Genomic DNA, 13,791 nt, shown 5'->3' with positions numbered 1-13,791 from the left:
AGGGGAGCTGCTGGAGGCCCACCCTCGGTTTGCTGCCGTTGGGTCCGCGACCGGGAATCACGGTTACGGAAGGTTCTTCTCCTGACTTCCCAACCTGATCTGGCGCCGCGCAGGATATCTGCATCGCAAGAGTGAGTTGGCCTTGATATCCAAGACGTAGGGGCGCAGTAGGACCTTTGAACCTCGGGGCCGCCTGGCTGGACTCGCAGCGCGCTTTGGCAAACGTCCCCGGGGGCTGGCAGTCGTGTAGCGGCAGCTACCAGCGCATGCCCAGCCCATCAAGCGCGCGGATGAGCTCGGCGGAGAGGCTCTCTTTGCGGCGGCGGGCGTTGCTGATCCACTGCCCGAGTCGTACGGGCTCGCCGTCTAGGGTTTCGATGTGCCGCTGAGGGACGTTGGGATGCCCCTCGCGGTCGTGGAAGGCACGGGCTGCGGCGAGCCCTCGCTCCCGGCTCCGGGTGGCTGAGTCTCGTCTCGCCAGGGCTTGATCATCGGCCTTGGTGAGGTCGACCCCGCTGAGCAGGCGCTGCTGGCCGGGGTGGAGGCGCTCGAGGTGGCGGCGCTGGGTGTGGAGCCACTCCCCCAGGCGATGTCCGTCGTCGGTGATGTAGTCCCTGGGCACGTCGGTCAGTGAGTGGCCGGCCTCGCGGCACCGACGGGCAGCGTGGTAGGCGCGCTGCCAGGTCAGGGGCCAGAGCGGGTTCCAGTGGGGGTCCAGGTCCTGCAGGGCTTGGGTGCGGGCGGGGGTGAGCTGGCCGGCTCGTTTGCGCTGGGTGGCGAGCCAGCGGCCGAGAGCGAAGCCGTCATGCTGGTAATCGACCGGGGCGGTGAGGTGGCCATGCTGGTGGGCGTAGGCGGCAGCGTGGGCAAGGCCGCGTTCGAAGGCGTGTTGGCGGAGGTCCCAGACGATGTCCAGGTGCTCGAGGGCCTGGGTGCGGGCGACATCGAGGGCGCCTGTGATGTGCAGGTGGCGTTGCCAGGTCAGCCAGCGGCCCAACGGGTAGCCGGTGTCGTCCTCGTAGGTCTGAGGGGCGTCGAGGTGGTGGTGGGTGCGGTGGTAGCGGCGGGCAGCGGCAAGGCCGCGGCGCCATTCCGCGCTCTTGGGGTTGAGGACGCGCAGGGTGAGGGCGAGGGCGACTTCTTCTTCCTGGGTGGGACGGTCGAAGCGCAGCCAGCTGCCGGGTTCGTCGGTGGTGAGGGTGGGGCGGTGGGTGCGGGGGTCGGCGAGGCGGGCGGTGAGGCGTTCGTCGTGGGCGCGGAGGGCTTGGACAGTTCGCCACAGGGGGGTGTAGGCGTCGGCGCCGAGGAGGTCGTCAGGGTCTTCGTCGGGGGTGAGGTAGACGGGGACGATGAGGGTGGCTTTTTTGCCGGCGCCTGGGGCTTGGCGCAGGGCGCGGCCGACGGCCTGGACGGTGTCGACGGGACTGTTCTTGGGGTCGGCGAAGACCACGGCGTCGATGGAGGGGACGTCGATGCCTTCACCCAGGACGCGGGCGTTGGCGAGGACGGCCGGCTGGTCGGGGTGGGCGTGGGCGGCGAAGTCGAGCAGGATGCGGCGGCGGACGCGGGGCGGGTGGGTGCCGCTGATCCACTGGGACCACAGGCCGTCGGGCTGCAGGTGGGTGGGTAGCGCGGCGGCGGTGTCGGTCAGGGTCGTGGCGAACGCGCGGGCGTCGGCGACCCGGTGGTGGAAGGTCAGCACGCGGCGCAGCTGGTGGTCGTGGATGGCGCGCAGGACGGCGACCTGCCGGCCGGCCAGGCGCAGGCCGTCGGCGCCAGCGCCGGGCCCGGTGGCGAGCCAGTCCCGCAGGTCGGTGTCGTCGACGACGGGGACGAGGATCTGGTAGTCGGCCAGCAGGCCGAGGTCGATGGCGTCGGAGAGGGTGAGGCGGTAGGCGACCGGGCCGAACAGGGTTTCGTCGTCCATGGAGGCGACGGGGTCGTCGCCGCGGTCGTCGTCGGGGTCCCAGACGCGGGGGGTGGCGGTGAGGTAGAGGCGGCGGGCGGCGGGGATCTGGTCGTCGTGATGGATGGCCGCCCAGGCCTTGCCGAGCCGGCCGGCGGTGCGGTGTGCCTCGTCCACGACCGCCAGGTCCCAGGCCGGGAGGTGGTGGCTGTGGTGGGCGGCCAGCAGGGTGGGCAGGGAGGCGTAGGTGGCGTAGACGGTAACCGGCCCGTCCTCAGCTGGAGTGAGGGCGGCGAGTTCGCCCGGGTCGGTCGTCATCGGGATGTCCCCGGCCGAGGGATGCTCGACGGCCTGACGGGCCGAACAGACCGCGACCGCCCGGCTCTTGCGGCCGGCCGCGTGCCAGGAACGCACCGTCTGGGACAACAGGTCCAGCGTCGGCACCAGAACCAGAACCCGGCCTCGGGCAGCCAGCCGGAACGCCGTGCGGGCGGCGATCAGGGTCTTCCCCGTACCGCAGGCGGCCACCACGCTGGCTCGTGGGTGCGTACGCAGTGTCTTGACCGCTGCGGTGACAGCGTCCTTCTGGTGCGGCCGAAGCTCGAGGTCCGTGGTCGGCATGCTCTCCTACTGTCAGGCGTGCGGTGGCTGCAGACGTGTCTGCCCGCGGTTTCCCTGCCCTCTATCTTCTCCCGCGTACGGGGGCCGTGGGGTGGTCGTGGATGTTTTCAGGCTTGCATGCCCGGGTGGAGGCAGGTCTGGAGAGGCGGTCCTTCCCCTAGGGACGGGCTCGGTGCGGTGCGGGCGGATGCTGGGTCAGATGTCAGCGTCGGCCAGGGGGCGCAGGGTGGAGCCATTGCGTTGTTTGATCACTCGGAGTTGGCTGGGGATGCGGCGGCCGGGTTCGGCGACGTGGCTGACGACTCCGACGGTGCGGTTGCCGGCGCGTAGCTGATCGAGTACGTCCATCACGTCCTGCAGGTTCTGCTCGTCGAGGCTGCCGAAGCCTTCGTCGATGAACAGGGTCCCCAGGGGGCGGCCGCTGGCTTCCTGGGTGACAACGTCGGCCAGGCCGAGGGCCAGGGCGAGGGATGTGGTGAAGGTTTCGCCGCCGGACAAGGTGGAGGTTTCACGTTCGGTGCCTGTCCAGGCGTCCAGGACCCTGAGGCTCAGTCCGGCCTTGAGGCGTCCACGTCGGCCTGCATCCCTTTCGTCGCTGTGGACGAGGAGGTAGCGGTCGGAGGTCATGGCCTGCCGGCGGGTGTTGGCTGCGTCGGCGATCTCTTCCAGGCGGGCGGCCAGCACGTAGGCCTCGAGTTCCATGCTGAGCGTGTTGGTGCCGTCGGTGGCTGATGCGATGCGGGCCAGGCGGTCGGCCAGGGTGCAGCGCACCTGTAGTGGTTCGAGGTCGGTCAGGCGGGCTGTGAGGTCGGCGATGAGACTGGTCAGGTTGGTGACGCGGTCGCCGGCCTGCCGGGATGCTCCAGCGGTGGTCTTTACCCGCGCTTCGGCTTCGTGCAGGGCGTCGGCGTCGGCCTGTGGGTCAGCGGGTGGCTGGAGGCCGGCCTCGATCAGGGCGGGTGTCTTCAACGTGTTGGTGACGACCGTGTCGTCCTTGTCCCACTGCTCGAGCTCTTCCTGCCACTGCGCAAGGAGGGCTGCGGGCTGCAGTGCGGCGGCGGCTTCCTCGCGGGTGGGAAAGCGGCGTCGCGGGCCGCGTCGTCGGCAGCGGTGCGGGCGTCGCGGTGGCGTTCGGCCGCGGCGGTGGCGGCTTGTGCGGCGTTGATGGCGTTCGACAGGTGCTTTGCGGCCTGGGTGAGTTCGGTGATGCGGTCGTCGAGGGTCGCGGCGCTGCCGCGTGCGGCGTCCACGGCGAGGGCGATGGCGTGCTGCTGCTGGGCCAGGGCCTTGTGGCGGGTCTGGCATTCGGTCAGCCGGTCTTTGGCCTCTTGGCCAAGCTGGGTGCGGGTGTCGCGCTCGGTGCGGAGTCTGGTCAGTTCCTGCTGGGCGGTAGGCAGCTGTCCGGCTTGGTCGCAGGCGACTTGGTGGGCGGTGCGGGCAGCCTGCAGCTGCGCCTCGAGTTCACCGGCCGGGGTGGCTGTGGCGGCTCCAAGCGCTTGGGCGTGCTGTTCGGCGAGGTCGCTGCGGGCGTGTGTGACCTTGCGGTGGGCTTCTTCTGCCTGATCGAAGGCGGTTTTGGCGCTCTGCTCGTCCTCGCGTGTGGGCTGGTCGTCCCGCAGCCGGGCCGGGTTCGGGTGGTCGGGTGAGCCGCACACAGTGCAGGGGGTTTTGTCGGTGAGCTGGGGCCAGCTCACCGGCCATCCACGCGCTGCTGCGGGCACTCCTGCCTGGCGGGGCACCGCGCGATCTGTCCGCGGCCAAAGCCGAGCGGCTGCTGGATACGGTGGTCCCGGTGGGTTCGGCCGAGCTCACCCCGCCACACCCTCGCCGCTGACCTGGTCGCCGAGATTTGGACCTGGGATGTGAAGCTGAAGGACAACGCCAAAGCCATGGCCGCGCTGGTCGCAGAGTCCGAAAGCCGACTGACCGGCACTCCTGGCATCGGAGCCGTAACCGCCGCCCGACTCCTGGGCCGGACCGGGAACCCCACCCGCTTCCCGACCGCCAGCGCCTTCGCCCAGTACGCCGGCACCGCTCCCATCGAGATCGCCAGCGCCGACCGGGCACGCCACCGCCTGTCCAGGCGCGGTGACCGCCAGCTCAACGCGGCACTTCACACCGTTGCCATCACGCAGATCCGCATGCCGGGCACCCGGGGCCACACCTACTACCAGGCCAAACTCGCAGAAGGAAAGACACACCGGGAAGCACAACGCTGCCTGAAACGCCGCCTCGCTGATCACGTCTGGCGCACGATGGTCGGTGACGAGCGCCGACGCACCGGGACGACGGGCCGGGAGGACAACCGGGGGCGGCTACAGCATCCAGCGCGGCCGGCCCAACCCCGACGGCCGATTCTTCGGACAAGTCACTTCCCGGACCCGCCAAACCCGAGCCTACGACACCACACCAACCAGCTTGACAAACACAGAGGCACCCAAGGGCACCGACCTCACCGTTCACAGCGCCCGGGATCTGCGGGAAGCCGCCCGCCAACTCAACCGCCGTCCCCGCCTCGTCCTCGGTGATAAGACACCCAGCGAGGCCATGAGCGGATGGCTGACAGGCCCATTGACCAGCTGATTCGCAATCACTGATGGAAACCACCTCCACGGAGGAATCCGGATGTATGCGATCGCCGAGGTCGCAGCGTGTCTGCGGAGCTCTATCCCACCGCCTGTTCAGCTTCCGCCTCGCCGTTGCGGACCATACGCGCAAGGTCATGCCGGGAAAGCGCGCCCACCTTTCGCATGGCGCGAGCGACATGCGACTCCACCGTCCGCGGGGAGAGGTACAGGGTGGTCGCGATCTCGCGGTTGCTCATGCCGGAACCGGCGAATTGGGCCACCTCCTGCTCGCGGGGCGACAGCCGCTCGTCGTAGCTGAGGCGGATCGTACGGCGAAGCGGGTGGGTACTCTGGTGGGTTCGTAGTTCCGCTCGTGCGCGAGCGGCATCCCATGTCGCGCCGAGCACCTCGAGCTCGTGTGCGGCGGTGGTCAGTTCCTGTATGCCTGTGGTGGTCTCCCGACCACCTGCCAGAGCACATCGTCCGCTGGCCTCCGCGATGAGGGCCGCCTCATAGGGCCGGGGCAGCGCCTGGTAGAGCCTGCGGGCGTGCCGGAAGTGCTCCCCCGCCGCCGGGAGTTCGCCGTCCGCCTCCGCCAGCAGCGCCCGGCACCACACCTGTGCCGCGGCGGCGGCGGGTGCATGCCTGGTCTCTATGCCTGCCGAGAACTCATCCACCATCGTCCGCGCCGTGTCCAACGCTCCCGCCCGGGCCGTTGCTTCCACAGCCCATGGGGCCAATTCCGCCGCCCATACCCACACGGCCGCCGCTTGGAGCCTGGCCCATGCCTCAGCGGCCTCCTGCGCCGCGGACGCCAGTTCCTGGCGGGCCAGCGCGAGCCTGATGCGGCCGCCTGAGGCCGCCGCCACCTGGGGTACGGTGCCGTCGGCCCCAGATAGGCCGGGTGCGGCGAGCCAGGTGCTTGCTCGGCTCCACTCGCCTTTTGCCAGGGCGAGGAGGCCGAGCACCAGCCTGGCCTCGCCCGCGATGCATGGCAGCTCGCCGACCTCCGCCGCATACAGACGGGCTCGGGCAGCCAGGCCTGCCCATTGGCCGGTCACCATGTCCAGAGGCAGCGACATACCCCGAGACAGCTGTTCTCCGAACGGAGACCCGCTTCGTGCGTACAACATCAGGCCTTCGGCCTGCAGCTCGCGCGCTCGCGCGTACTCGCCCAGCCAGATCGCCGCATAGGCGGCGCTGCACAGACCATATGCCGAGTGCTGAAGGATCCGCGGATCCTCGCTTTCCCGGGGAAGTTGTTCCATGCGTCGCCATCCGTCCGGATCACCCACGCAAACCACCACGGCCGCCCGGTGCACCGCGACCGCCGCCTGGACCGCCGCATCCCCGCTCTCGGCCGCTGCCGTCTCGGCCCGCGCCAGCCAGACGAGACAGTCCGCCAGCGGTTCACCGGGCCAGTAGGGAACCCCAAGGACCGCCATGGCCCGCGCCGCCAACGCCGGACGATTACTCAACTCGTCAACCGTTCTGAGGATTTCGATACGCCCGTGGCCACTTTGCCCAGCACTGAGCAGGATCCGCCCGAGATGGAGGCGAATCTCGCCGCGCACGGCCGCGGGCAGCGCACGGTCGTCGACCAATCGCCGCAGGACCTCCAGCGTCTGGCCGGAGCGCAACCCATGAATCACGCTGCGCGCGAGCATCAAAGCCAGCCGAGCCCGGTCCGACTGACAGACGTCAGGACGCGCCAGCGTGTCCTCGAGCAACGAGATCGCCAGCCGGGGGTCTCCGGCTTCGACGGCCTCACGTGCTGCGGTTTCCACGCTCTGAAGCCAGTCCGCGATCCGGCCGGAGGCGAGCTGCTGGCGGGCAAGGCGCGCCCACGGCACCGGGCGGCGCGCCGCCAACGCCTCGGCCGCGCGACCGTGCAGCTCCTGCCGCACCGGGCCGGGCAGTACGTGGTGTATGGCCGCGGCCTCCATCGGTGCCCGGAACCCGTACCGGCCGAGCTCGGACTCCTGCAGCACCGCTTCGGACAGAGCAGCCGTCAGCGCCGCACGCCCACTTTCCGCCGGCAGGGCCGCTATGGCGGCCAACTCCTCCTCAGTCGCGGCCTCGTCGAGCACTGCCGCCGCCCAGACCACGCGCCGTGGCTCCTCCTCCAGCGCCGCCAAGCGGCCGACCACCGACTCGGCGAGCCGAACCGGCACCCTGACCTCGTCCATGTCCTTGGCCGTGAACCGCTTTTGACCGGCCTGTGCGGTTCCCGGGTCCGGCAGCGACGCGGCCGTCTTCAGTTCCTTCAACAGGTCAGCCACGACCTGTGCGATTCCCCCCGACCGCTCGTAGAGCCGAGCAAGAAACGGATCCGAGTAATCGTCCTCGCCCAGCGCTTCCACCACCATCGCGCGCACCTCGGCCTCACTGAGTGCCCCGAGCCGCAATCGGATGACGGGCAACTCAGCCGGGTACCCCACCGGCGCGCCCAGGATCAGCCCGCGGCTGGCCAGCTCCTCGGGGCGGTAGGTCAGCACAACGCGCAGTCCGGCCGGCGGATCGGCCAGCAGGGTACGCAGTGCACGAGCGTCCTGCTCGTCCGCACGGTGAACGTCCTCGGCCACCAGCAGCACCGGAACACCCGTGCCCAGCGAGGCCGCCAGCTCTTTCAGAGAGGAAGCCGCCGGCGGGGCCGGCCACGCGGGCGCCCTCGGAGCGCCGGACTGCAGGGCTCCGGGCTGCGGGGGCTCGGGACGGCGTGCCGACCTGGTCTCCGGCCCCGCCGGCGCGGCGCCTTTCCCACGGGGGGACTCGCGGACGACGCAAGCACCAGACGCCTTGAAGGTCACCGTCAGGCGATGCACCGTGCCGAGCTCAGGAAGAGCGAGCAACCACTGTACAAACCTGGTCTTGCCGGTCCCTGCCTCTCCTTCGACTATCACCAGGACCGACGCGCCCGGCGCAGCCGAGGCCAGCGACTCCCGTACTGCCGTGTCCCACTCACGCTCACGCATCACGTTCCCCCTACTTCGTTTCCTCGTGCTCGAACTCGATCCGGTAGCCCGCCTGGTCCCGGCCGGCCCCGCCACATGTGTGCTGGCAGCCACCACAGGCATCGCCCGCGTAAAGGAATCGAAGCGATGGCGGCTTCAAGTGGCCGGCCATCGTGCCGATGGACCGGGAGTGGGTTCGCCCTCGCCGGCCTTGCGCAGTCATCCGAGCAGAGACGACGCTCGCTGAGATGCCGAGCACGGAGGCGCCCGTGCCGACAACCCTGAGGGTCTCTTTCACGCCGAGACAGGTCTTGCCGCCACCGTGTGCCAGGCCGCCGTGCGACCACGGCCTGCGTGGCCTTCGGCCCGCAGCAGTCCCCTGCTCGCGGCAGGACGTCGACGCGGAGTGCAACACTCCACGAATCCTTCAGTTTCCGCAGGTCGAGCGATGCGCGACGGCGGCGGGAACAGACCGTCAGATGCCGCTCCAGACCCCGGTGGACGCGGCGGTGCCCCGCGCGGTGGACCGATGCAGCCAGTGGGCCGGCGACATGACGGTATTCGTCCGGCACCGCTGCATCCCTCGCATGGTCGGCCCGGTAAGCCGCCCGCAGACCCTCGCGCGCGCGTGCCGCGAGCGAGGCGGCGCCGCTCGGGCTGAGTCCGGGCAGCGCAGCGATCCCGTCCGGCGACTGGCCCTCGACGGCCGAGTGCCAGAGCGGTCCGCCGGCGCTCGGGCAAGCTGCAGAACGCCTCCGCTCCTCTCCGCTCTCCGTCACCGCCGCCTCACCCGCCAGGTCTCGAAGTCGGGAGCGAGTTGGGTACGGCGGGCCGTGAGGGACCAGGCTGCGGCGGTGCGGCAGACCATGGTCAGCAGGTACGGGCTCCAGGCCCCCTCGGGACCGCTGCCGCCACGCATTGCCTGCAGCGCACGGGCATACGCCTGCGAGGTCACTGGCGGCTGGTGCCGCCGGTACAACTTCTGCAGCGCGGTCCGGGCCTCGCGGAACGTGCCGTTGCGTACGCCGGCGGCCACGTTGGCGTCGCTCGGCGGCAACGGCGGCACTGGCGGCACTGGCGGCAGGGGTGCCGGTGGGGCTGTTGCGCAATGGCGATCACCCTGGCGCGTGGACGGGGCGGAACTTCTTGCGGTGATGAGGAGCCACTTACGGCCGCACCATCCCGCTACGTAACCAAACCGTTATACAGTGGGGTGACGATGCGGCCGCAACCCGCAGCACGGTGAACGTCACAGAGATCTCTCGAGCGACGCAACGCCTGAGGCAGCTGATCACTTCGCGGCCGGTCTTTCCCTCGCTGGTCCGTCGCTTGAGGTACTCCAGGGTGCGTGGATCCCGGCGAAGGCCGCTCTGCACGATGCGGCAGAGCGCGGCATTGGCTTGCCGGTCGCCTCCACGGTTGCAGCGTCTGCGCTGCTGCTCGCCGGAGGAACGTTCGACGGGGCTGACTGCGCACAGTGCGGCCGAAGGCAGCCTCGTCAGGCCACACGCTCGGGGTTGTCGCCTGCGGTGATCAACAGCGTGATGGAACTGTCAGGCCCTGTACCGGTCGGCTCCAGCAACCGCCGGGCGTGGGTCTGGACAACGGCGGTCAAGCGTCGTTGCAGGTCAGGCACTTGCTCCGTCAGTTGCTCCATGCGCTGGGCCAGGAGGTGAGGAGTGACCGGCGTGGCGGCCCGGACATCGGCGCAGTCCCCGCCGCGATCGGGGGCGAGATGGGCACAACGGCGGGTCCGCGTTGCGGGGTTGTTGAGGAAGCCGAAGTCTCTCGCAGAGCCGGCGGACACCGACGAGATCGCCGAAGCTGTCACACGACACCGAAGCCGGGCGGCTGATCGACACCCTCACGCGCGGACCTCGAAGGCGACGAATTCCGGGACACCTGCACGGAGGCGCTGCACGAGGTGATCGCGGCCAGCGTGAGGGTCACGCTCCACCGGAGGCGCCGGAACCGGGGGCGAAGCCGGGCCGGCTGGTGGATCTGATGGCCGCCCTGCAGGAGTCGGTGGCCAAGGCGAAGGCCTCGCGCGGCGAGGACGCCGAGGCCGACGTGCACGAGCCACCGGAGAAGAGGGCAGCGGCCAGGACGACCGCCGCGAAGAAGGCGACCGGGCGGAGGCCGCGCAGCGCCTGGAGGGTGTCCCGTGCAGGGCGTGAGTTATCCGGTGACGGCCAGGTTGTGTAGCCGGGATGCCGAGCATGGCCTGGTGACCACCGCTTCCCTTGAGTCGGCAGTTCCGCAGGATCTTCCAGTTCTTCAGTCGGGACGGGCGTGTTCCACTCGTGCTCGGGCCCGGCGATGGACGGTGTTCTCGGCCTCCTGCTGCGGGCCAGACGCTTCTGGCCACGCCGTTTGCGGTGCGGGACGAGAAGGCCAGTGCCTTGGTAGTCGCCATCTGCGACAACTGGGGCCCCGCGGCAGGCCCGGTCGACACCGGACTCCGTGAACGCCCGGCAGTCGTTGCGGCTGCCGGGCAGCGGAACTCCGATCGCCACGACCAGACGGCTGTTGGCGTCGATGACGACCTGCGGGTTGGTCGAGTACCGGTAGTTCTTGCCGGAGGCGGCGATGCTACGGTCGCGGGTCGGCACCAGGGTGCCGTCGACGATGTAGACGGTGTCCTTGCGCGGCCGGCGGGCCGGCGAGATGGCCAGCGGCTTCGCCCGCAACATCGGCCAGTGGACCGTTCTGCGCGAGCCGTTCGCCCACCGGAGTCCGGCCACTACGCCTGGCGCGACCGTCCGCCCTCGGCCCGCACGGTGCGGCACGCCTGGCTGACCGAGGCCATCCTCGGCATCCGCGCTGCCTCCCGCGGCACCTACGGCTTCCGCCGCGTGCATGCCGAACTCGCCCTGGGATGAGGCATCCACGTGCACCACGGAGCCGTGGAGCTGCTGATGCGGCGAGCCGGCCTGCCCGGCAACCGCACCCGCCGGCCGAGGCCCGAAACACCGTCGGTCGCGGATCTGGTCAACCGCGACTTCACCCGGCACGCCCGCGATCAGCAGTGGGTCACCGAACATCACCGAACACCCCACCTTCGAGGGCAAGGTGTACTGCGCCGTCGTCCTGGACGCCTACTCGCGCCGGGTGGTCGGCTGGTCGATGACACCTCACCCACCGCCGCGCCGGCCACCAACGCGCTGAGCATGGCCATCGGCAACCGCCACCCACAGCCGGGCGGAACCATCATCCACTGCGATCACGGCGTGCAGTTCGGGTCCCGGGCCTTCACCGAACGCGCCCGCGCCTCCGGCCTGCTGCCCTCCATGGGCTCGGTCGGGGACTGCGTGGACAACGCGCTGACGGAGTCCTTCTGGGCCCGCGTGCAGGTGGAACGGCTCGACCGCAGACGGTGGCGCACCCGCCTTGAGCTGTCGACGGCCCTGTCTGAGTACCTGGAGATCTTCCACAACCGGCAACGCAGGCACTCCGCCCTCGAGATGCTGACCCCGTCGAGTACGAGCTGCGCGCAACACCTGTAGCGTGAAATCAGCTGTCCCGACTCCGCGCAACTCGGGACAGGCCCGGGACTCCACGCAACGGGGTGCAGCTCAGTCGCGCATGTGGTCCCAGCGGTGGTCGGCCCAAAAGTGCGGCTTGTTCGAACCGAACGTGTTCCGCAAGGCATACCTGCCATACCAGCCTCCACCCGCGGCCAGTCCACGATCAGCACCTCTGTCCCCACACCCATCACGCCGGCACAGGAAAGGCAGAGCGCGATGACCGACCTCACGGCCCGCACACCCACCGGCGAAGTGACCCCGGACCGGCGCCATAGCCGGCCCGGGACCACACGCGAATCACCGTCACCAAACGCTCAGTGAGTCATTGTCGCCGGCTGCGTCGGCGCCGAAGGGGTCACCCCGCCCGGTGCTCCTATGCGCTGCCGCCGCCACCGGTGTCCGCGCCAGGGGCGTCTAAGCGGATCAGTGGATCAGGGACTGGAGAGCATTATCCATAATTTTCAGTTGCAGCGGACTCCAGTCTCGGCCGACCGTACCCATCTTTGAATCCAGCGGCAGCCTGCTGGCGGCCTTGAGATGGTAGATACCGAACTCCTTACCCTTGCCGCCGCTTTCCAACAAATCGGGATCGAGGCACTGGCGCGAGGGGGAGAACTTTCTCCCGCACGGGTCCTTGGTGACGTTCGGTTCCGTGGGTTCAGGGCCCGTATACCATGTGCGCGGCGTAAAGTACTCGTCGGCCAGGTCGGCGACCGAATGGGCGATTTCATGCGCGAGGACATCAACGGACTGGGGGTCGCGTGCAGACACGACGGCGGCGCCCTTACCGCCGGATCCACCGTACGAGTCGGTGTTGGCTATCACGGCGGTCGCGTCGGTCGCCGGGACATAGCGTTTCGCGAACGAATTCGCCTTGTCACCGGGATAGTCACTATTGTTGCACAGCAGCCGCTGCGTTACCCCGTCGCACTTGAATCCCACGTTCAACGCGGTGTCGCGCGGGCCGCCGGTCTTCGGCTTCTCCTTGGTGCCCTGGTCGTTGTCTACTCCGGACTGCTTGGAAACCGTGAAGATCAGCCACACATTGGTCCGGTCGCGATACTTGTTCCACGGCTCAGTCTTCGAGAGCCCCTCCCACATTTTTCTCGTATCGCTTCGCAGCTGATCCTGCTCGGCTGCGGTGTAGCCTTCGCCGACGAATGTCAGGTCGAAGTTGTCTGTGGACGGGCCGGCGGTGTGTATGGCTTCCACCTTGGGGCCTGCATCTGCCTGGCGGCGGTCCCGTGCGTCGGGTGTGGCGAAGGCCGGCTCCGATACCTGCGCCTGGGCCGGCTGCTGCTCCGCCCCGCCAGGCTGCACCTCCTGGTACGTCTGCTGGTCGGTGCTCGACTGCACGTCCTCCGCGCCAGTGGACTGCGCACCGGTAGGCTCAGCCGCCGACGCGTTGGAGACGAACAGCGCACCGCACAGCACCCCTCCCGCCGCGGCAGCCACGAGTCCCGGACGGCCCTTCTCGGAATCCTTTCTGTGCCTGCCCTTCGCGGACACCTTTTTGTGACTGGCCATCGCGGAATCCCTTTCTGTATGCGGAGTGTTGACGTCGCCATGCTCAAAATTGGCAGTCCAGGTCCCGATACATCGCACCCGCCTGGCGGTCACGACCGGTCGCCGAGGGACGAGAGATTGACGGTGCCCCCAACGCCCCGCAGGGCCCGTTAGCCGGGGCCCTGCAGATACAGCCAATTCGCAAGGCACACCTCGCTGCCCCAGACAGGCACGGCACCTGTCCGGCACAGCGAACCTAGAGACTCAACCGGGCACCGGCTATTCGTAGCCCCAAAACACGGATACGCACTCAAGGTGCAGGCCGTACGGGGCCGTTCCGCTCGTCCGTCGCCGGCGCTATGTGCTGAAGACGGGTGTCCTCGGCGCCCGGCGCCGGGGCGATGTTGAGGATGATGCGTACACCGCCGTCGGGGGATGCGAGGGCCCGGCTGCGCACGAGCCCGTAGGGGTCGGCCAGATCGAGGCTGTCGTCCCGCCTCCAGGCCCAACACGCCCCGGTGGAACAGCGATGCCTCGTCGAACTGGTGCCAGGGCTGGGTGAGGGCGATGTGGTCGATGTGGTGGATGATCCGGCCAGTTCTCTCCGCTCCCGCGACAGAGCGCGGTCGCCGAAGTGGCCGAAGAGCTTCCCGCGATAGGAGCGCACACCGAGCTTCCCCCGATGAGCCGTGGCCGGGCTGGTCGCGACT

General features: G+C 69.5%; 12 protein-coding genes and 2 pseudogenes. 5 read left to right on the top strand and 9 right to left on the bottom strand.

Translation table 11 applies throughout. The annotated features are described in order from the left end of the window. Positions 1–256 precede the first annotated feature (256 nt). From ACFYXH_RS36240 to ACFYXH_RS36230, 3 genes are all read right to left on the bottom strand, one after another. Positions 257–2,527, bottom strand: coding sequence for a Helicase associated domain protein (locus ACFYXH_RS36240; RefSeq protein WP_389572308.1), 2,271 nt, complete (start codon positions 2,525–2,527; stop codon positions 257–259). Positions 2,528–2,722: 195 nt separating this feature from the next. Next, entirely contained in the window at positions 2,723–3,496 is a 774-nt protein-coding gene (locus ACFYXH_RS36235) for an SbcC/MukB-like Walker B domain-containing protein (RefSeq protein ID WP_389572306.1), read from the bottom strand. After that, positions 3,493–4,221: a hypothetical protein gene (locus tag ACFYXH_RS36230; protein WP_389572303.1), complete on the bottom strand. Its 729-nt coding sequence runs from the start codon at positions 4,219–4,221 to the stop codon at positions 3,493–3,495. Before ACFYXH_RS36230 ends, ACFYXH_RS36235 begins: the two co-directional genes overlap by 4 nt. Positions 4,222–4,416: 195 nt before the next feature. On the opposite strand from ACFYXH_RS36230, the pseudogene ACFYXH_RS36225 reads away from it, so the two are divergent. Beyond that, a pseudogene (locus ACFYXH_RS36225) lies at positions 4,417–4,641 on the top strand (IS110 family transposase); the annotation flags it as partial. A gap of 304 nt (positions 4,642–4,945) precedes the next feature. Continuing rightward, entirely contained in the window at positions 4,946–5,110 is a 165-nt protein-coding gene (locus ACFYXH_RS36220) for a hypothetical protein (RefSeq protein ID WP_389572533.1), read from the top strand. An 82-nt stretch (positions 5,111–5,192) separates the two neighbouring features. Here ACFYXH_RS36220 and ACFYXH_RS36215 read toward each other — a convergent pair whose 3' ends face one another. The 3 genes from ACFYXH_RS36215 to ACFYXH_RS36205 all read right to left on the bottom strand — a co-directional run bounded on the left by ACFYXH_RS36215 (position 5,193) and on the right by ACFYXH_RS36205 (position 9,526). After that, positions 5,193–8,069 (bottom strand): LuxR C-terminal-related transcriptional regulator, encoded by a 2,877-nt coding sequence (locus ACFYXH_RS36215; RefSeq protein WP_389572301.1) that lies wholly within the window; start codon positions 8,067–8,069, stop codon positions 5,193–5,195. A 754-nt stretch (positions 8,070–8,823) separates the two neighbouring features. Then, the gene (locus tag ACFYXH_RS36210; protein WP_389572299.1) at positions 8,824–9,114 is read right to left on the bottom strand and encodes a hypothetical protein; all 291 of its coding nucleotides are present in this window, start codon (positions 9,112–9,114) and stop codon (positions 8,824–8,826) included. A gap of 100 nt (positions 9,115–9,214) precedes the next feature. Further along, positions 9,215–9,526 (bottom strand): transposase, encoded by a 312-nt coding sequence (locus ACFYXH_RS36205; protein WP_389572514.1) that lies wholly within the window; start codon positions 9,524–9,526, stop codon positions 9,215–9,217. Between the two features lie 526 nt (positions 9,527–10,052). On the opposite strand from ACFYXH_RS36205, the gene ACFYXH_RS36200 reads away from it, so the two are divergent. After that, positions 10,053–10,253, top strand: a complete 201-nt coding sequence (locus ACFYXH_RS36200) for a hypothetical protein (protein ID WP_389572297.1) — start codon at positions 10,053–10,055, stop codon at positions 10,251–10,253. Here the strand turns inward: ACFYXH_RS36200 and ACFYXH_RS36195 are convergent. Further along, positions 10,227–10,723: pseudogene (locus tag ACFYXH_RS36195) on the bottom strand (transposase); the annotation flags it as partial. The gene ACFYXH_RS36200 and the pseudogene ACFYXH_RS36195 overlap by 27 nt on opposite strands. A gap of 24 nt (positions 10,724–10,747) precedes the next feature. Here ACFYXH_RS36195 and ACFYXH_RS36190 point away from each other — a divergent pair. Next, positions 10,748–10,930, top strand: coding sequence for a hypothetical protein (locus ACFYXH_RS36190; RefSeq protein ID WP_389572294.1), 183 nt, complete (start codon positions 10,748–10,750; stop codon positions 10,928–10,930). Between the two features lie 9 nt (positions 10,931–10,939). Next, positions 10,940–11,554, top strand: coding sequence for an integrase core domain-containing protein (locus ACFYXH_RS36185; protein ID WP_389572291.1), 615 nt, complete (start codon positions 10,940–10,942; stop codon positions 11,552–11,554). Between the two features lie 444 nt (positions 11,555–11,998). Here the strand turns inward: ACFYXH_RS36185 and ACFYXH_RS36180 are convergent, their stop codons facing one another. Both ACFYXH_RS36180 and ACFYXH_RS36175 read right to left on the bottom strand, forming a co-directional pair. Continuing rightward, on the bottom strand, positions 11,999–13,102 hold the full coding sequence (locus ACFYXH_RS36180) for a M64 family metallopeptidase (RefSeq protein ID WP_389572289.1): 1,104 nt from the start codon (positions 13,100–13,102) through the stop codon (positions 11,999–12,001). 289 nt (positions 13,103–13,391) lie between these two features. Next, complete coding sequence (locus ACFYXH_RS36175) at positions 13,392–13,748, bottom strand: hypothetical protein (protein ID WP_389572286.1); 357 nt, start codon at positions 13,746–13,748, stop codon at positions 13,392–13,394. Between the last annotated feature and the right edge of the window lie 43 nt (positions 13,749–13,791).

The sequence above is a fragment of the Streptomyces sp. NPDC002730 genome (assembly GCF_042888805.1).
Lineage (GTDB): Bacteria > Actinomycetota > Actinomycetes > Streptomycetales > Streptomycetaceae > Streptomyces.
This window is presented reverse-complemented; position numbering and strand designations above follow the sequence as displayed.